The 19,566-nt window shown below is 36.6% G+C and carries 16 protein-coding genes and 1 CRISPR repeat array; of the genes, 13 read left to right on the top strand and 3 right to left on the bottom strand.

Annotation, left to right across the window (positions count from 1 at the left end; translation table 11 throughout):
• The first annotated feature begins 192 nt into the window (after positions 1 to 192).
• Both PLH43_RS08860 and PLH43_RS08855 read left to right on the top strand, forming a co-directional pair.
• A complete protein-coding gene (locus PLH43_RS08860) occupies positions 193 to 1,551 on the top strand; it encodes an MATE family efflux transporter (protein WP_324362196.1) in 1,359 nt (452 codons plus the stop codon).
• A 128-nt stretch (positions 1,552 to 1,679) separates the two neighbouring features.
• Positions 1,680 to 2,495: an undecaprenyl-diphosphate phosphatase gene (locus PLH43_RS08855; RefSeq protein ID WP_324362194.1), complete on the top strand. Its 816-nt coding sequence runs from the start codon at positions 1,680 to 1,682 to the stop codon at positions 2,493 to 2,495.
• 30 nt (positions 2,496 to 2,525) lie between these two features.
• Here PLH43_RS08855 and PLH43_RS08850 read toward each other — a convergent pair whose 3' ends face one another.
• Positions 2,526 to 3,446, bottom strand: coding sequence for a methylenetetrahydrofolate reductase (locus PLH43_RS08850; protein ID WP_324362192.1), 921 nt, complete (start codon positions 3,444 to 3,446; stop codon positions 2,526 to 2,528).
• Positions 3,447 to 3,703: 257 nt separating this feature from the next.
• Here PLH43_RS08850 and cas6 point away from each other — a divergent pair, with 257 nt between their 5' ends.
• The 11 genes from cas6 (at position 3,704) to PLH43_RS08795 (ending at position 16,509) form a co-directional block, all read left to right on the top strand.
• Positions 3,704 to 4,426: a CRISPR-associated endoribonuclease Cas6 gene (gene cas6 / locus PLH43_RS08845; protein WP_324362189.1), complete on the top strand. Its 723-nt coding sequence runs from the start codon at positions 3,704 to 3,706 to the stop codon at positions 4,424 to 4,426.
• 11 nt (positions 4,427 to 4,437) lie between these two features.
• Positions 4,438 to 6,114 carry a hypothetical protein gene (locus PLH43_RS08840; RefSeq protein ID WP_324362187.1) on the top strand — a complete coding sequence of 559 codons (1,677 nt, stop codon included), beginning with the start codon at positions 4,438 to 4,440 and terminating at the stop codon, positions 6,112 to 6,114.
• A gap of 5 nt (positions 6,115 to 6,119) precedes the next feature.
• Complete coding sequence (cas7i, locus tag PLH43_RS08835; RefSeq protein WP_324362186.1) at positions 6,120 to 7,004, top strand: type I-B CRISPR-associated protein Cas7/Cst2/DevR; 885 nt, start codon at positions 6,120 to 6,122, stop codon at positions 7,002 to 7,004.
• 18 nt (positions 7,005 to 7,022) lie between these two features.
• A complete protein-coding gene (cas5, locus tag PLH43_RS08830) occupies positions 7,023 to 7,748 on the top strand; it encodes a CRISPR-associated protein Cas5 (protein WP_324362184.1) in 726 nt (241 codons plus the stop codon).
• A gap of 14 nt (positions 7,749 to 7,762) precedes the next feature.
• Positions 7,763 to 10,015 (top strand): CRISPR-associated helicase Cas3', encoded by a 2,253-nt coding sequence (gene cas3, locus PLH43_RS08825; RefSeq protein ID WP_324362182.1) that lies wholly within the window; start codon positions 7,763 to 7,765, stop codon positions 10,013 to 10,015.
• Between the two features lie 18 nt (positions 10,016 to 10,033).
• Positions 10,034 to 10,540, top strand: coding sequence for a CRISPR-associated protein Cas4 (gene cas4, locus PLH43_RS08820; RefSeq protein WP_324362180.1), 507 nt, complete (start codon positions 10,034 to 10,036; stop codon positions 10,538 to 10,540).
• Positions 10,541 to 10,552: 12 nt separating this feature from the next.
• Positions 10,553 to 11,545 (top strand): type I-B CRISPR-associated endonuclease Cas1b, encoded by a 993-nt coding sequence (gene cas1b, locus PLH43_RS08815; RefSeq protein WP_324362178.1) that lies wholly within the window; start codon positions 10,553 to 10,555, stop codon positions 11,543 to 11,545.
• A 13-nt stretch (positions 11,546 to 11,558) separates the two neighbouring features.
• Complete coding sequence (gene cas2 / locus PLH43_RS08810) at positions 11,559 to 11,822, top strand: CRISPR-associated endonuclease Cas2 (protein WP_324362176.1); 264 nt, start codon at positions 11,559 to 11,561, stop codon at positions 11,820 to 11,822.
• Between the two features lie 165 nt (positions 11,823 to 11,987).
• Positions 11,988 to 13,473: direct repeats of the CRISPR family, unit length 30 nt; unit sequence GTTTTTATCGTACCTATGAGGAATTGAAAC.
• 204 nt (positions 13,474 to 13,677) lie between these two features.
• Complete coding sequence (locus PLH43_RS08805) at positions 13,678 to 14,967, top strand: AAA family ATPase (RefSeq protein ID WP_324362174.1); 1,290 nt, start codon at positions 13,678 to 13,680, stop codon at positions 14,965 to 14,967.
• Between the two features lie 5 nt (positions 14,968 to 14,972).
• Positions 14,973 to 15,806 carry a tetratricopeptide repeat protein gene (locus PLH43_RS08800; protein WP_324362172.1) on the top strand — a complete coding sequence of 278 codons (834 nt, stop codon included), beginning with the start codon at positions 14,973 to 14,975 and terminating at the stop codon, positions 15,804 to 15,806.
• Between the two features lie 148 nt (positions 15,807 to 15,954).
• Complete coding sequence (locus tag PLH43_RS08795; RefSeq protein ID WP_324362170.1) at positions 15,955 to 16,509, top strand: YbhB/YbcL family Raf kinase inhibitor-like protein; 555 nt, start codon at positions 15,955 to 15,957, stop codon at positions 16,507 to 16,509.
• Here PLH43_RS08795 and PLH43_RS08790 read toward each other — a convergent pair.
• Together PLH43_RS08790 and PLH43_RS08785 are read right to left on the bottom strand one after the other, a co-directional pair.
• Positions 16,485 to 17,408: a helix-turn-helix transcriptional regulator gene (locus tag PLH43_RS08790; RefSeq protein WP_324362168.1), complete on the bottom strand. Its 924-nt coding sequence runs from the start codon at positions 17,406 to 17,408 to the stop codon at positions 16,485 to 16,487. The two genes, PLH43_RS08795 and PLH43_RS08790, sit on opposite strands and share 25 nt — an antisense overlap.
• A 302-nt stretch (positions 17,409 to 17,710) precedes the next feature.
• Positions 17,711 to 18,271: a tyrosine-type recombinase/integrase gene (locus PLH43_RS08785; protein WP_324362166.1), complete on the bottom strand. Its 561-nt coding sequence runs from the start codon at positions 18,269 to 18,271 to the stop codon at positions 17,711 to 17,713.
• Positions 18,272 to 19,566 lie beyond the last annotated feature (1,295 nt).

Raw genomic sequence — 19,566 nt, 5'->3', positions numbered from 1 at the left:
TAAAACAGGGTTCTGTAAGATTTTGTAAGGCAATTAAACTTGCAATTTAAAAACTATTTTATAGGCAAAATATATATTTGAAGTTTATTGATGCGAAGAGTATAATAGTAACATTACAAAAAAGAAGGAAGGGAATTTAAGTTGCTGGGATTTTTACGTAAAATCAAACAATCCCAAAGTTATTCCAGGAAGATGAGGCTAGAGGTAATATCCCTCACATGGCCTGCATTTATAGAATTGGTTATGTCTACTTTGTTCAGTATGGTTGACACTATTATGGTAGGGCGGCTCAGTTCGGCAGCGATATCTGCCGTAGGACTTACCACTTCGCCTTTTATGGTTCTGTTGGCAGTGTTTGCGGCTGTTAACGTGGGTACAACCACCATTGTGGCATGGAATATTGGTGCCGGTAACACTGAAAAGGCGAATACCGTTGCACGGCAGTCCGTTATTCTAAACTTTATTATGGGAATTGCCGTAAGTGTGGCAGGAGCTGCTTTGGCTCATCAGATAGTAGTATTTATGGGAGCAGAGGCAGATACAATCAAGGACGCTACCGCATACTTTCAAATAGTATCTGCCGGGCTGGTTTTCCAGGCAGTTAACATGGGAGTTACAGCTGCTCTAAGAGGGGCCGGGGAAACAACGATTCCCATGATTTACAATGTGGGCAGCAATCTTTTCAATGTCCTGGGAAACTATTTGCTTATATTCGGAAAGTTTGGCTTTCCCAAATTGGGGGTGGAAGGAGCTGCGATTTCCACTACTATATCAAGATTTATAGCCTGTGCGGTCAGCCTGTATATAGTATTTTTCTCAAAACGGTCTACTATCTCAATTAAGGTCAAGGGCAGTTATCGAATAGATTTTGACATTGCCAGAGAAGTCTTCTCTATAGGTTTGCCGTCGGCACTGGAGCAATTTGTGATTCAGGGCGGTCTTATGATGTTTGCACGTACAGTCTCAAGCTTGGGAACTATGACATTTGCTGCTCACCAAATAGGTCTTAGTATCTGCGGGCTCACTTTTTCACCCAGCATGGCTTTCGGTGTTGCCGGTACGACTTTGGTGGGACAAAGTCTTGGCGCAAATGATGAGGAGAGGGCTCAAAGGTATGCAGACATCATACATCATATGGCTATTGCTGTTGCCTGCTTTATGGGAGTAATGTTTATTTTGTTTTCGTATCCGTTGGCATGTCTATATACCGAAGAACTGGAAGTGGCTGCAATGGCCAGTGTTGTGCTTAAAATAATGGCTTTGGCCCAGCCCGGACAGTCGACACAGCTTTCTCTTGCCGGCGTGCTCAGGGGAGCTGGGGATACTATGTTCCCGCTGTATTCATCTGCTTTTGGCATATGGATTTTCCGTGTGGTGGTTGCTTATATCTTTGTGCATTTCTTCCACTGGGGACTTATAGGCGCATGGGCAGCTCTGGTGCTTGATCAATATACAAGGGCAGCTATTGTGTATTTTAGGTATGCTTCGGGAAAATGGAAGTATATAAAGTCAAGAAACGAAGAGGTCAGGGAAATAGAAGTATGCTCTTAAGTTTTGGATGAAATTCAATATTACAAAAATGTTATAGTCATAAACTTGGCTTATATGGTATACTTATAAAACAGACATACGGTATATTGAACTGATACAAAAATACATTTGCAGGGGGATGCAACGGCGTGGAATTAATTAAGGCGATAATTTTAGGCATTATCGAGGGAATTACAGAGTGGCTGCCCATAAGCAGTACCGGGCATATGATTCTGGCAGAAGAGTTTATAAAGATAAATATGTCCGATGAATTTATGGAAATGTTCAGGGTTGTCATACAGCTTGGAGCCATTATGGCAGTGGTTGTTCTATATTGGAACAAGCTTTTTCCTTTTTCTTTCGAAAACGGTGTGCATATAAAAAAAGATACTTTTTCCTTGTGGATTAAGGTGCTGGCGGCTACCTTGCCGGCGGCGTTGATAGGCGTACCATTTGATGATAAAATTGATGCAATGTTTTACAACTACATAACAGTTGCTATTACATTGATTGGTTACGGTGTTTTGTTTATCATCATGGAAAACCGCAATAAGTCAAAGATTGCTGCAATCAAAACTTTTGATGAGCTTGGCTACAAAGCTGTACTGTTAATCGGAGCATTCCAGGTTCTTGCTCTTATTCCGGGAACATCCCGTTCCGGTGCAACAATTCTGGGCGCAATAATGATCGGCTGCTCAAGAGAAATAGCCGCAGAGTTTTCGTTTTACCTGGCAATACCCGTTATGTTTGGGGCAAGCCTTTTAAAGCTCGTGAAGTTTGGATTTGCTTTTTCGCAAATTGAATTAATTATACTTATTACGGGTATGATTGTTGCCTTTGCGGTTTCGATTTTCGCTATCAAATTTCTTATAGGATATATTAAGAGAAATGATTTTAAAGCGTTTGGCTATTACAGAATTATATTGGGATTGATTGTTATTCTCTACTTTCTTGCAGTAAGATAAAAAAGAGTTGTAAAGGGAATATGGAAGATTCTATATTCCCTTCATCATATATTTTATATCCTTTGCCAAAGCAATTGAAGCTTCTATTTCGACTTTCCGAACGGACACACTCTCAATATTGCAGCCTACGGGAATTCCTTTTTCAAGGCAAAATTCCATCAGTTCGTTAAATATGGACTTTGAGAGGGAAACTGATTTGTTTAGTATATCTTCGGAATTCATCAGGTCATTTTCAAGCCACCTGGGTATGCTGATTCCCAGCCACTTCATAAATTCCAATGTTTTCGTCGAGCCGCAAGGAGTAAGGGTAAATATAACCGGAACCATTGTCAGGTTACTATTTTTTGAGTAGTAGTAATAATCGGACAGAAAATCCTTTGCAGCCTCAACATTATATACGGCTTGAGTAATAAAATATTTGCAGCCCTTATTGATTTTGTCAATTATTCTAAGATGCTCATCGAAATTTTTCATATGCCTTTCAGGTATGGCAACACCGCCCAACATAAGATCCGGATTTGTGTCTTGCCTTATTTTATAGGCATCGGACAATTTTAGCAGCACGGACTGATTTCTTGAAGCTGCGCCCACAAAGACAGAAAAGGCATCTTCACCGGAAACCGGACGTATTAAATTACGAAACTCATCCGGGGTGTACTTGCCAACACTCCTGTAAATGATTTTGGGGATTTTTAAATCTTTTAAATAGTTTTCGCTGTAAATTTGCGGATCAACGGTTTCTATAAAGGGAAACGGCCTGTTTTCGGAAATACGGTCTTTTTCATCTTGAATATCGTATATGACCAAACCGTCAATATCCAAACCATTTATTCTTTCAATATGTTTTTGGGATATTTCTTTTATCTTTTCTTCTGTATTGTTTTTCTTAGGAGGGGTTATTCCGTAAGTAATAATACCCGACTTTCCGTTTAATATCTTTTGCTTTAACATCTGACTCACCTTTAAATGTTTTTTGAAGTCCTTTAACGCATCTTGTATAATTTTTTAATGAAAATATTATACCAGAATGTATTTTAAATTGCATTATATTATTTGGTATAGGAGGATTATGTCTATTTATTCTTATTTTTCTTATTTTTCTTATTTTCATCATTATTGCAGCATATTATTTTTTGTGTTATTATTTAGAATAAGAATTATATTTGTGTTAATAGTTTTCCATTTTGCAGTATCTAGGGGAGTAAAAAATGAGGTTTATAGTTAGTATTGAATTCGACAAAAGTCTTGAGTTGCCGTTCAACTATAATAAAATTCTTCAGGGATTTATATATAGAAATATCATGGATAAAGATTTGGCGCAGTTTATACATGATAAGGGATTTTCTTATGAAAAACGTAAATATAAAATGTTTACATTTTCAAGACTTCAAGGCAAATTTTCAATTGACTCCAAAAGGAAAAAAATTATATATCAATCTCCTGTAGAATTAATTGTTTCTTCTTGCTACGATGATTTTTTTATTGACTTGTCTTTATCTCTTCTGCAAAGAGATGTAGAAATCGCAGGCCATAAAGCTTATGTAAATAAAATGGATATTATTATGGAAGAGCCGAAGAGTATTCAGAAAATAAGGATGCTTTCACCAGTCACAGCTTATTCAACTTTGGATGATAAAAGAACAGTCTACTTTTCTCCGTATAATCACGATTTCAAAAGAATTATAAGGGATAATTTGATTAAAAAATACAGGGCATTCTACAAAGAAGATTGCAAGAGCAATATTGATTTTGATATAGAGGTTATTTCGGATAAATGCACAAAAGTTATAAGCAGTTATGATGGGTTTATTATAGAGGGATGGATGGGGGATTTTGTTTTAAAAGGTAACCAGGAGATTATAAAGCTCGCTTATGATGCGGGGATTGGAGGGAAGAATTCCCAAGGTTTTGGATGCTTTAAGTTAATATAGGGGGTGGTGCTGTGGAATATAGTATAGCGTTGAGGAGGCATTGGTGGTTCGATGCTGGTATTGCAGGGCTTTATTCAATTTTTAAAAGTCAGGATGAGAGATTGTTGAAATTTAATGTTGAGGTGAATGTGGACAGCCAAAATCAGGCCTTAAGATTTCGAAGTAAAGATGCGGATACTCTTCGGGCTTATTTTGAAACCTGTTATGAGATTTTGGCTGAAAGGTACTGGAATGTTTCTACTATAAAGCAGAAGGAGAATCCTGAACTTGTAGTTTATAATAAAGAGAATGACGAAATAAAGTTGATGCCCAAAAGGAATCCGACTCCTGTTGTAAGCTTGTTTATTGGTGCAAGGAGTTGGCAAGGAGAAGGGATTCCTTACGGTGACATTACAGAGCCTCTTAAATCAAGAGTTGATGAGTTTTTGGAGAGAACCAAAACCAAATTGTGGGGTTCAAAAAAATTACTGCTTTTAAGTCAGCCTGTCTGTCATCAGAAACTCGCCATTTTGCCGGAAGAAAAGAAAAAAGGAAAAAGCGAGGTGTGCTGTGTTTGCGGAAAGCATTCACAGTATGTGACAGAAGTAGGTCTCCCATCGTTCTTGCTTTTTGCCAGTTCCAATGCAACAAAATCATTTAATTCCCAAGGAAAGAATCCTGCAAAACTCTGCTGGGAATGTGAATTTGTATCCAAATTTGCAATTGAGTCTTTAGCATATAAAAGAACCAATGATTCTCTCTTTGTTATTCAAGTGACATCACCGGACATTGACAAGCTTATTGAGATGCAGAAGGAGTTTGGTTCGTTATCCAGCCTTCGGATGTTGGACGACAAATATTTTTATGCCAATATTGGTCAGGAAGAGGACAGCCTCATAAGAAAATGTAATGCACCTTATGAGCTGCTGTGGGCCTTTATGGAGGAAAAATACAGCCTGCTTTTGAAAGAGAGCACTGAAAGTGAAGAAACTTCGGATGATGCAAATTCGGACAACTTTTTCTTTGAATTTATCGAGAAACTCAGCAAAATGCCTGTTCAAATAAACGTGTTTTATGCAGTGGACAGTGGACAGACATTTTTGACAAAAAACCTTGTTTTATATGATGAGCTTGGATATTTTTACAGGCTGATACACCATATGAAGAAATCCGGAGTTAATACGCGCAAGCTGTTTAGCAGTCTGTACGAAGAAAAGTATGCTTTCAGGGAGAAGATACTCAGAAATGTTTTAAGAAAAAACAGTATCTTAAGACATATTGAACAGTTTGCTTTCAGGATGGTTATGAGGGAGCAAAGAATTTCCATGAGCAATATTTTAAAATTCACAATAGAATATGACCAAATAATAAGGGGTGATGAGATGAACAAGGAGCAAATTGAAACGGCCGTCAATTTGGGAAAACAGATTGTAATTCAGGCAGTTGAGATGGCCAAGACGGAAAACGAAAGCGAGAAGCAGGCATTAAAGAAAATTAAAGGAGATTTGTATCAACTGAGGAAATCAAGGACAAAAACCGACTTTATAAACCAGCTTAACAACCTGCAGTTCAGGTACGGGATTGCGGTATCGAAGAACATCCTGGAGGGAATTTTGGAAGAGGTGGATTTTGAAGATTTCAGGGCTTACTGTGTGCTTGGTGCTTTGAATATTTATAATGCGAAAAACAGCAAAGAGAAGGAGGATTAATAATCATGAAAGATGCCAAAGCTATTACTATTACATACATTACAAAAGCTACATATTCCTCACTAAATGGAGCCGACAAGGAAGCGGACAATATTGTAAGCATAAAGAAAATACAGATGAATGACGGAAAGGAATATCCCTATTGTTCATCCCAGGCTGTAAGGAGGGCCTTGAGGGAGCAATTGGCATCAATGGGATGGGAGCTTTCGGAAACTACAGTTGCTAAACAAAAGAAAGGAGCAGCATCTACACTGTGTGAGCCTTCAAAATATATCGATGACGACCTTTTTGGTTTTATGAATGCAGATTCGAGCAAAACCGTAAAAAGGACGAGTCCTGTAAGAGTATCTCCCCTTGTGGCATTAGAGGCGTATGGAGGAGGAATGGATTTTGGCACAAATTATATGTCGGTAAAGGCCGGAGGGACGCCGAATATATTTGAAACCGAGATTCATTCCGGATATTATGTGGGCACCGTGTTAATTGAGCTGGATAGAGTTGGAGAAAAGAGTCCCGGGGATGAGTATGAATTGAATTTATCACAGGATGAAAAGAAAAAACGAGTAAAGGCACTTGTTGATGCGATACAGAATCTATGGACAGTAGGACGCCAAAGCCGTTTTTTAAGCGATGTATCCCCCAAGTTTGTGGCAGCTGCTCTTTTGAAGGTTAAAAACCCCTTATTTTTAGAGTGTATCAAAATTAGTTCCAATGGTATTGTTGATATAAGCCTTGTAAAAAACACCATAGATGATTCTCAAAAACAGATAATTGATTATTCCATCGGAGAAAGAAAAGGGTTTTTCCGTCAAGACAGTGAAATGGCGCTTCCTTTGGGGCAATGCTTTGAAAAAATCCATTCTTGGGTTGAGGAGTACTATAAAGACTAAAAGAATCGAGGTATTGCCATGTATGGTTTAGTGGTTACACTTTATGCAAAAACTGCTTCTTTTAGAGATCCCGGGGCTCAGCTTTATCATGACACAATGCCCCTTCCGCCGCCCAGCACTATAACGGGAATTGCAGGTGCGGCTTTAGGGCTTTCTTTTGAGGATGCACTGGCATTTATGAAAGAGAACGCTGTTATGGTTGGATGCAATGGAAACAGCGAAGGAAAAGGAAAGGATTTATGGAATTATACAAAGCTCAAATCCGGGGAGATTACCAATGCTATTATTATAAGGAATTTCTTATCGGATTTAAAAGTTGAGATATTTTTTGTATGCGAAAAGCGTGAAATTATAAGAGAGCTTGCAGATGCCTTCGAAAATCCGGTTTATGCAATAACTTTGGGTAATAGCGATGAAATTGCCAAGATATGTTCTGTGGAAATGTTTGAGGAAATCAGCTGTGAAAAAAGAAAAATTCTGACAAATACATGGCTGCCGGGGGATTATTCGAGAAAGCTCAAAGTTGATTGGGAAAAGGTGAAGAAGTCAAAGATAAGTCTTACACTAAAGCCTCCTATAGTCAAAAAACTGCCTTGTGATTTTGAGTTTGATGCTAATGGTGTACGAAAGGCTGTAAAATATTTGGACATAACCTTTATGGGAGACAACCATGTATTGGAGACAGAAGCTGAAGTCCTTGTATTTGGCAATAAATTTGCAGCCGTTATGAAGCACGAAGGATAAGAGGGGTGCTCTAGATGTATTTTGCAAAGCCTGTCGACGATTATGAAGGAACATACGAGTATCATGTTAAAAAGTGCACTGAGATACTGGACTTTGAAATTCGGTCAAAGTATCCGGTCCTTGAACGTATTCTTTCAAATTATGGTATTGACATTGAGGATTTCATTCAAAAAATGAAAACTGCTGTAGTTTTCCACGATTTCGGAAAGCTTAATTCGTATTTTCAAGAATTCATGAAGAGAATAATAGAAAAAAAGAAGCTTTCAGGGGTAAAACACTTTAGGCACGAAGTTCTTTCGTGCCTTTTTCTTATGGTAAATGAAAGGAGTAAAGAAGCCTACTTTCCATATCACATACTGTCTGTACTTGGGCATCACAAGACACTTTCCGCTGATTTGAAAAGCTTTGAGCGGGAAAGGGTTTGGCAGGATAAGTGGCCTGAGATTTCAGAAGAGGCTGTAAAACATGCGTTGGAAGTTGCCCGAGAATTGGGAATAAAAGTTGATGGAAAAGGTAGTGTTGAAGGAAGGAATATTAACAATTACCTGAATGCTTTGTTAAAGTTGGCTTTAGCTTTATATGATAAAGACAGGGAAAAGCTGAGATTGATTTATTCTGTATCGAAAGGACTTTTACAGAACTGCGACTGGATAGCTTCATCTAAGATTGACTATAATGATGTATGCTTTATTAATGTATCTGCCCATGATATTGAAAAGAAGCTTAAGGAAAAATTGGAGAGGGAAAACAAAAAATATGTGAAAAGGGAGTTTCACTCAATATGTGCCAATACATACGGTGATATTGTAGCAATTGCACCTACAGGCTCGGGAAAAACTGAGGCGGCGTTAATGTGGGCTCAGAATTCCCGAACGTCAAAGATTATTTTTCTCATGCCGACAATGGTTACTTCCAATAGTCTCTACGAGAGACTTTCAACCTGCTATTTTCCAAAAACAAGCTGTGGACTTTCCCATTCAGGAGCAGAGACGTATTTTTATAGAAAATCAAAAGAGGATGAAATGGAAAACGATTATGACAAATTTCAGATTTTACATCAAAAAGCGTTTATTCCGGCAGTAATGGTTTCGACAGTTGACCAGCTTTTGTCTACGGAGTTTCATACGGGACTGTGGAACCAGAAGGAATATGCACTGGTTGGAAGTTCGGTCATTTTTGATGAAATACATGCTTATGACAGTTATACCATAGGGCTTATAACTTCCGTTATAAAAAAGATAAAAAAATACGGCGGCAGAGTTATGCTGATGAGTGCAACCATGCCGAAGTTTTTAAGGGATCACTTTCTAAACCTTCTTGAGTCAAAATCCTTGGTGATTGCAAAGGAGCTTATGGAAAGAGCCAGCAATGAATGGACATACCTGGATACCGACCTTGAGGGCATAAGGGAGAAGGTGCTTGAGGAAGTATCCTCGGGAAAAAAGGTGGCTCTTATTGTCAATGATGTAGAAACTGCCAAAAGGGAATATAAATACTACTCTAAAAAGGAAATTAAAGCGTTATGCCTTCATTCTGAATTTACAATGATTGACCGGCAAGAAAAAGAGAGCCGATTGACATCTAAGGAAGGGAATCCTTATCAACTTGTGATATCAACCCAAGTAATAGAAGTGTCTTTGGATGTGAGCTTTGATGTTATGTTTTCGGAATGTGCACCTATAGACAGTTTGGTGCAGAGGGCAGGAAGATGTAATCGTCACGGCCTTATAAGCTTTGGAAGCTTTTATGTTTTTAATCCTTCGGATACTGCTGTAAAATACGTCTATCGAAAACAGAAGGACATTCTTGACAGAACTGTTGAGGTATTAAAAAATAACTGCGGTAGGTTAACGGAAAATCAAATTGCAGCTATGGTTGAGGAAGCTTACGAGGGATTTAATCTGTATGATGAAGATTATAAGCTGGGGACAGAGATTATACGTGATATTGAGCAAAGATACAACTTTTTTGATGTAAATATTTTCCAGGAAGACGAAAATCTCGCCACTAGAAAGTTTGATGTTGTTAAAGTTCCCGTTATTCCTGCAGATGAGTATATGAAAATTGTTGAAGAACTGTTTGAAAACAAGGATTATAAAATGATATCTCTTTATGAGATACCTGTTTCAATAAGCAAGTTTAAAAAGTATATAAGAAGGCTGGAAATAAGCAATAAATACAATTTACCTATTTTTAAAATTAGATACAACAGTGAGTATGGAATTGATTATGAGGAGGATGATTCCAATACCCATTATTTATTTTGAGTCGAAGGGAGGATGTGTATGCAGGAAGCAGATGTAAGAATAAATGGAACACTGATATGGTATTATTTCATTTGCAAACGTGAGGTATGGCTCATTGCCCATGGAATAAGTGCGGACCAGGAAGATGAAAATATTGAAATCGGAAGGTTTATTCATGAAAATGCATATTCGAGAGAGAAAAAGGAAATCGATTTTGATAATTTCAAAGTTGATGTTGCAGATAGTATCGATGGTAAGATTATAGTCCAGGAGATAAAAAAGTCTTCCAAGTTTAAAGAAAGTGCCCGAATGCAGCTTTTATTCTATATTTATGAAATTAAAAAATCCGGAGTTGACGCCAAGGGAATACTGCTTTTTCCCGAGGAGAGAAAAAGGGAGGAAGTAGTATTGGATGAAGCTTCTGAAAAAGAGTTGGATGCAGTTATTGTAGATATTTTTAAGATAGTGAATCTTGAAAAGCCGCCGCTTCCAGAGAAGTGCAAGTATTGTAAAAACTGTGCGTACTCGGAGCTTTGCTGGGCGTAGGGGGGGAGAAAGATGAAGAAAAGTGCTTTTATTTTTAGCGATGGAGAGTTGAAAAGGAAGGACAGTACAGTACTTTTTGAGAGTGAAGATTCGAAAAATTATCTTCCGATTGAAGATATTAGTGATATTTATATTTTCGGTGAAGTAACCGTTACTAAAAAGTTTTTGGAGCTGGCAACCCAAAAGGAAATACTTCTTCACTTCTATAACTACAATGAGTATTATACAGGAACCTATTATCCTAGGGAGCATTATAATTCCGGTTTTATGATATTAAAGCAGGCAGAGCATTATCTTGATGAGAATAAGAGGATGGCAATTGCTAAAAAATTTATACATGGCAGTGTGAAAAATATGCTTGCAGTTTTGAAATACTACAACAACCGGGAAAAGGATTTGAATAAACAGATAACGGCTATTGGGGATTTGGCGGAGAAAGTAGATGAGATGAATGGAATTATCAATTTGATGGCTATAGAGGGTAATATAAGAGAGATTTACTATAGTTCCTTTGATGTCATTGTAAACGATGAGTATTTTGAGTTTGATAAAAGGTCAAAACAGCCTCCCAAAAATCGTATGAATTCTTTAATCAGCTTTGGAAACAGCTTACTCTATACTACTGTTTTAAGCGAGATATATAAAACTCATCTGGACCCACGAATAGGATATCTTCATTCTACAAACCACAGGAGATTTACTTTAAATCTTGATGTTGCAGAGGTCTTTAAGCCTATTATTGTAGACAGAGTGATTTTTACATTGATTAGTAAGAAAATGTTGAGTAGCAAGCATTTTGAAGAAAAAGCCGGAGGAATTGTTTTGAATGATAAAGGTAGAAAGCAGTTTGTATCACAAATGCTAGAAAAGTTTAATGCAACTTTGATGTATAAACCTTTAGGGAGGGAAGTCTCTTACAGGAGACTTATCAGGTTGGAATTGTATAAGCTTGAAAAACATCTTATGGAGGAGCAAGAATATAAGCCATATATTGCTTCGTGGTAAGGAGAGGGTTTAAATGTTTGTTATTATGGTGTATGATGCAGGAGAAAGAAGAAATAGCAAGGTTCTAAAGGTTGGAAGAAAGTACCTTCATTGGGTTCAAAATTCTGTATTTGAAGGGGAGTTGACGGAAGCTAATTATCATAAACTTAAGGAAGAGGTAAGGATGAAGGTAGATAATGCTGAAGATTCAGTTATATTTTACAAATTTAGAACTATGAAGTATACTGAGAGAGAGGTTATTGGAAAGAATGTTGATCCTAACAATTTTATTCTATGAGTTTGTAGATGTGGAGTAGTGTAAAAAAGCTGGGAGATCGACAAACCGTATTAAATCCCTTTAAATGATGATTTGTAGCCGTTTAGAGGGATTTTTTTCTTTTTGTATTGCTTTTTATTCTATATTTGGGTAAAATAAAAAGCAGGAGTTTAGCGGGCTTTATGGGTTTTTATCGTACCTATGAGGAATTGAAACTTTTGTTACCAATAAGACCTGTTGCTACAACAAAGTGGTTTTTATCGTACCTATGAGGAATTGAAACGCTTGTAGACTTTTCCAGCGTAACCGCCTACATAAAGGTTTTTATCGTACCTATGAGGAATTGAAACTTTCTACAAATGGCGAAAATGTGTTTATTGCCTTTTCGTTTTTATCGTACCTATGAGGAATTGAAACGCATACTGCGAAGGTTGCGGCGGGGAAATATACCAGGTTTTTATCGTACCTATGAGGAATTGAAACCAAATATTAAGTTAGTTTTTAGCCAGCATTGACATAGTTTTTATCGTACCTATGAGGAATTGAAACATAAATAATCATTGACTATATAATAACGATGTGATAGTTTTTATCGTACCTATGAGGAATTGAAACCTGCCGATATCGCGTTCATGATAGGCTCAATAACTGGTTTTTATCGTACCTATGAGGAATTGAAACTACTGGAGCTGCTCCTGGCCCTTTTTTTGTGCCTTTAGTTTTTATCGTACCTATGAGGAATTGAAACCAGCGGCAGGTAAACAACAAGTACATCTGGCACAGCGTTTTTATCGTACCTATGAGGAATTGAAACATCATCGGCTCCACTCTCCATTGCGGCAACGCCTGTCGTTTTTATCGTACCTATGAGGAATTGAAACTACTACATACCAATATATATTGCAAGCCCAAAATTGTTTTTATCGTACCTATGAGGAATTGAAACTCAAGCTATATCATGAGTTCGGGATTGCATATCATTGTTTTTATCGTACCTATGAGGAATTGAAACTCAAGGCCCTATCCATAGGCGCCACAAATGCACACGGGTTTTTATCGTACCTATGAGGAATTGAAACGTTTCAATGATTTTTTAGAAGAGTTTGAAAATTATGGTTTTTATCGTACCTATGAGGAATTGAAACATAGCATGCAGGATATGGGAACATGGCGAAAAAATAGTTTTTATCGTACCTATGAGGAATTGAAACCTTAGCCGCGGCACTTGGTATTTCCAAGAAACAGACGTTTTTATCGTACCTATGAGGAATTGAAACCCGCCACTGATGGAATTGATAACCGAGATAGTCAACGTTTTTATCGTACCTATGAGGAATTGAAACGCGTAACATGTGCTCGTTAAGAAAGGAAGGTCTTCAGTTTTTATCGTACCTATGAGGAATTGAAACCTATTGACAACGTAAAAAAGCTATGTTATACTTAAAGTTTTTATCGTACCTATGAGGAATTGAAACCCCTTTTTCAACAGGGAATACTTGCGGTTCTCCTCGTTTTTATCGTACCTATGAGGAATTGAAACGCTAAGACACTTTTTGTCTCCGGTGTAGACTATGAGGTTTTTATCGTACCTATGAGGAATTGAAACCCTTACACAAACATTGTACCATACATTGTTTATACAGTTTTTATCGTACCTATGAGGAATTCAAATCCTCATCATTTTTCGATTTATATCCCTATTCTCTAGACATTTCCCGCCCTGGACTCAAGATATTACAAAATGAGCATTGCTATTTAAGGAATTCATGATTGGAGATTATTCATGCATTAGCTATGATTTGTTACCTTATTTTTGTTAGTAGTGGCATATATTTATGATATAATGAATTTGATAATCACTTTATGAGGGGTTAAAATGGATAAAATTGAACTCATAAATAAGCTGATAGAAGCAAATCCGGAAGATAGTAATGCTTGGTATCTGCTTGGGCTCGAATACGCTCAAAATAATAATATTATAAAAGCTGTAGATGCATTTTTAGAAGCATTAAAATATTGTGATGATAGTATTAAAAACGAGATAGTTACAACTCTCAGCAATTTATCAAAGTCGCTTTACTCTAATAATAAAGAATCCGTATCTAATGATAATAGTCAAGACCCATTAAATTTACAAAAATATAATGATGTAGAAGACAATGAGAATTGCCAAAATCGGGAAAAATTATCTGAAGATTTGGAATTAAATAAAAAAGAGGTTTCTGATAAGCCTGTATCATTTAAGGTTATAGAAGGAAAGAGGAAAGAATATGTCCCATTGGATGAAGCCAAAGATAAAAGCATTACTTTTTCTGATGTCGGAGGACTTGATGATCTAAAAGACATTTTAAAAATGCAAGTTATAAAGCCTTTTACTTCTCAGAAGTTGTATGAGAAATTCAAGAAGAAATTGGGAAGAGCTACTCTTCTCTATGGCCCCCCGGGATGCGGAAAATCCCTTATTGCAAAAGCAATTGCAGGTGAGTGTAAAGCAAATTTTATTCCGGTACGTATAACAGACGTTCTGGAACCGTATTTTGGAGTAAGGCCTGAAAAAATTAAAGAAAGATTTTCAAAGGCGAGGGAAAAAAGTCCTTGCGTACTGTTCTTTGATGATATGGATATGATTGGTTTTAACCGTGCAAAAGTGTCAAGTGAGAACACGAGACATGTTATTAATCAGTTTCTTGTTGAGCTTGAAGGTATACAAAGCAAAAACGAAAAAATACTTGTCATTGGTGCTACCAGCATGCCTTGGGATGTTGACCCTGCCTTAATAAGACCAGGGCGTTTTGACAGGCTTATTTTTGTAATGCCCCCGGATTTAGATTCAAGAAAGGAGATATTTGCTTTAAAACTTAAGGGAAGGCCCATTGAAAATATAGATTATAGGTTACTTGCAGGAAGGACTCAATTGTATTCCGGCGCGGATATTGAAAATGTAGTTGAAATCGCAGCTGAGAATGCAATTAATTCAATTATGAAAACGGGAACGGAAAGAAAAATTGGTATGAGAGATTTACTTTTGGCTATAGACAAGACAAATCCTTCAACTCTTGATTGGTTTGGAATAATGGAGACTTATTTAAAATACGGAAGCAGAAGCGGTATGTTTAAAGAGGTGGAAGTGTTCTTGAAAAAATACAAAAGATATCTCGGAGGCTGATTACGATGAGATATAGATTTAATACGGAACACTATGAAATGAGTAAGCGGATACAATACTTTATCAGCATGGAGCGCTTTGAAAAGGCCAGGTCAATTGCATCGGATTTAATATCAAAATATCCGGAGTTTCCCGACGGTTATTATTTAATGGCCATATGCGAGTATCACGTGGGCAGAATTGATAATTCAATAGAATTGTGTCAAAACGCATTAAAATACGGTATCAGTCCGTTTACAGTATATGTAGCGATGATGTTTTATTACATTGAAAAAGGTGACTATGATAGTGTCGAGCAATGTTACAACCAAATAAGCAATGTATATTCAAAAGATGCCGATGCCCGGGCTTTGTACGGATTTTCGTTGTGGAAAAGAGGTAAAAAAGAAGAAGGTATAAGGATGATGGAGGAAGCCTTTAGCAAAGATTATACAAATACTATCGTACTTCAATGCTTGCTTCATGCTTGCAAAAAGAGAGGAAAAGACTATTTGAGAGAGTTGGTTGGGATATATATGAACACAAAAGCTTCTGAAAAAAATAAACTGCTGTTTGCAGGAAAGGCAGAGGCTTATCTTGGAAATTGGCGCAAAGCAAAAAAAATTTTTGAAAAAGTTTTGAGTATTGACCCGACGAATAAGGAAGCGAAAGGCTTTTTGAAGCTTATAAAGATGGAAAGATGTGTTGTAAACATAGGGATATGTGTGACTTTAGCTGCTGTTTTCTGCTTTTTTGTATATGACAAAATGATATTGAAGGTTCTGGGGCTTTTTCTGATTCTATTGTACTTTGCAATTGTTGGAACAATGCATGTGCTTAGAAAAAATCCCTTACTTTAGCACAAAAACACTGTAAAGATTTGTTAATTCATCAAATTATAAATTAGGCTTATCTGTGCAAATTCTCCAAGTATCTGTGCAGATTTTTTATTCCATGTAATCTCAACTTCCATTACAATTTATATTGAATAAAGTTGGGAGGGATTTCATGAAACGATTGACTGTATTTCTTGTCATATGTGCATTTGTTACTCTAACCTTTTCTGCTTGCTCGAAACCGGAACAGTCTTTGAAGGCGATCAAGCCGGGAGAGGAAATTCAGATTACTTCTTCTTCCCTAAACAGTGACGGAAAATGGAAATCTGTTATCACAGCATCATTGGGTGAAAATAAATCACCCCAATTATCTTGGACGCCGGTTGAAAATGCTTCGTGTTATGCCATCTATATGATTGATATCTCAGCAAGCAATTGGTGCCACTGGATTGCAAAGGACGTCAAGGTGACGGAACTCAAGCTGGGAGCGGAGCTTGAAAACAGCCAATACATTGGCCCTTATCCGCCGGGCGGAGTTCATACATATGAGGTTATGATATTTGCCTTAAAGGACTCTCCGGATTCCTATGAGGGTGACTTTGACAATCCGAATTCATCGATGGACAAGATTATTGAAGCTCTTGATACTTCAAAGGGGTCAACCGGGAACATACTTGCAACCGGAGTTTTAAGCGGAACCTATCAAGCCGGTGAAATCGTAGAATAAAAGGAATTACGATATTCGCTGGGGGAAATACCGTAATATAATTTAAACGCTTTGGAAAAATAACCGGCATCGGAATACCCTACTCTGAGTGCAACATCGAGTATCGGTATTTCGGTGTCTCTTAACAAAATGCCGGCTAGCTGCATTCTCATTTGGGTAAAATATTTCATTACTGTCGTATTCAGTTCCTTTTGAAATTCTTTATTAATTTGATTTCTATTGCATGCAAATGTTTTTTCTAAATGTTCAAGCGTAATTTTCTTATCTATGTTTTGATTGAGATACTGGACGATGCTATGCACAATACTGTTTTTATCCAATTCGATACTCAGGTTTTGCAATGACTCGTTACAACGTAATCCCTCCAGAAAAAAGAGCAATTCAATAAAGTAAGACTTGCTTCTGCATGGCCAATATCCATCTGATTGCTCTGCTAGCTCTTTATTTATTTTCTTTAGTAATCGTGTTAGGCTGACGGCAGAAACAGCATCTAATAGTATAAACTCACGTTTTGAATTGTTAATATCATAAAATGAGCTTAACAAGACCATATCTTGAAACAGCGTTGTTCCTACCATTTTTTCATAAAGATTTTTATCGAATAGAGTATATTCCAATTGATCGTTTAAGGCAGCCGGTTTGAAGAAGAGGGCTATTATTTTGCAGTCAGGGTTATTGTCAAATTCTATAGTATCCAGATGATTCAAGCAAATAACAGAAGGAGCATTGATAAATACTGTTTGATTATTATATTTTACGGTAGAATACCCCTCAAGAAAAAGGATTAATTTACATGTCCGGTTATCCTTTAAATGAAGATATGTTTCTTGATTTTCCAATACTTTTAAGTATACAATACGGTTCCAATCTTTATCATAGCTTCTTGTAAATAAATCCATTCCAATCCCTGCCCTTATTTTATTATTAATTATAGCCAAGCATTTACATTAGGTCAATCCGGTTGTAATGCTCAAGTTTAAGGTTATGAATTATTAGGGAAGAAAACGAATTTAAAAAGAAAGTAAGAGGACTAAGGATAAGGAAGGATTTTCCTGCGATTCAAAGTAACAATATGCCCATTTTGTTACTTTAAAATATATACTTCGACGTGATATTTTTTTTTCCTGCATGTTTTAAATTTTTTATAAAATAAATAAAAGCCCCAAACTATTTTGTTGATAGTTTGGGACTTTATACCGTTTTAAAATTGAACCAAAGAATACAGCTCATCTTTTTGGTCCTGATTTACCCCTATGTAACGCAGTGTTATCCGTTGTGAGCTGTGGTTGAATGTATCCATAATAAGTCCAATATTATAGCTGGACATCTTGTAAGTCCAATACCCCCATGTTTTGCGCAGGCTGTGAGTTCCAAAGTTCTCAATACCTACAGCTTCAGCAGCCTCACGCAATACACGGTAGCTCTGGATTCTACCTATATGCCCACCTTTTTTGCTTGCAAACAGGCAATCTTCTTGCGTCAAGTTATGAGTTCTCACATAATTGTCTATTTCTTTTTTGAGGGAATCATTGATTTTTATTTTTTTCTCTTTGTCGGTTTTCTTTTCTTTAAGGATAAGATATTCCCGAAAACGATGGTCTGCTGTATAAACATCTTTAACTTTTAAGGGCAAAATATCGCTAATTCTCAGGCCTGTGTTCAAGCCGAATTTAAACAGCAGACCGTATTTTGGATCTTTACCGTTTAAATAATAATACATTTGCTTGATTTTTGCTTTGTTTCGAATAGGTTCTACGGTCATTAACCTGTCCCTCCCCTACCAAAAGTTGTTAATTGCTAAGCGTATTGGTGTTTCCGTAACGCCACCCGAATTCTCTTATATCTCTAATAAAATAATATATTGCAACTGCCGTTGCTTATATAAATTTATCATAAATATTATAAAAAAGATACATGGTTTTTTATACGAAAAAAATTAAAAAAAAATATTATTAATATTAAACATGCTAACAATAATAATTTTTGTGCTATTGGCAATGTAACAAAATGGGCATATTGTTACATTAATAATGCGAAAAGTCAACATAAGTGTATTCTCCTTGATAATTATGTAAATCACAAAACAAGCTTATCAAAAGATAGGTCGGCAAAGATGCATTGGTTAATCTGAAAACACAACAGTGATTAGGTTGCCGGTAGAAAATAGGCTACCTTAATCAAGTCCCCAGCATGATTATGTTAATTAACTGAACATACAGGAGGAGCGGTATGACTAAGACGGCACAATTAGAGGATATCAGAAAAATCTAATTCATGCAAGACTTGAGTGTCAGGGAAATAGACCGCAGGACTGGGATACGCAGGACACAATTTCAAGATGTATTTTTCCGGAGGAATCAAAACCAATGAAACGCAAGTTGACATAAGAACGAAGGCATTCGGTACTGGGTCCGTTACTAGGCAGCAAAGAAGTGCATAGATAATGACGGTCAATAAAAGAATTCTAATGAAAGCTTATTTCATAAAGTTTAAAATGCCGTAAAAGGCGAAACCTGTAATTCTCCGGCAAAGAAGCGACACACAACAGTTTGTACATTTCATCAAAGTTACAGCCAAATTGCTCTTCTAGTTTTGTTCCTCCCGATATGAAAAAGCAGTCTGTTCATAATTACAAATTTGAAATTTCGAAAATAGACGGAATTTTAGGTGATGAACAAATAGCATCCCGTCTTGCCCAAGGGCCTAACCCATAATGTATACATAATAAATACTGACAGCAAAACCTATAGTTTTAAGCACGTTGTTTTAAAGCAAGAAGATTCAGTGTGTTTTTGCAAACTGGTACCTTAAGTTTAATTAGGGTAACTAGTCTGGGTTTTTATTGATTTCAATCAAACATTAAATAAATTATAAAAATAATTTATCTATACTTTTTCAATATTTGAAAGACCAGCTAATAATAGTCAAGAGTTTTTGAGAAAAAATATGAATGATTTTTAAAGCTCCTGATTTGAAAAAAGTGCATAACAAGAAGACCACCAAGAAGAAGTTAACATAAAATAGCTGGCCTTAAATAGCAAGTTGATCTTTGAAAAC

Source organism: Acetivibrio sp., from assembly GCF_035371925.1.
In the GTDB taxonomy this organism is placed as follows: Bacteria; Bacillota; Clostridia; order Acetivibrionales; family Acetivibrionaceae; genus Hungateiclostridium.
Note: the sequence above shows the minus strand (reverse complement) of the source record. Positions and strands in the feature narration are given on the sequence as shown.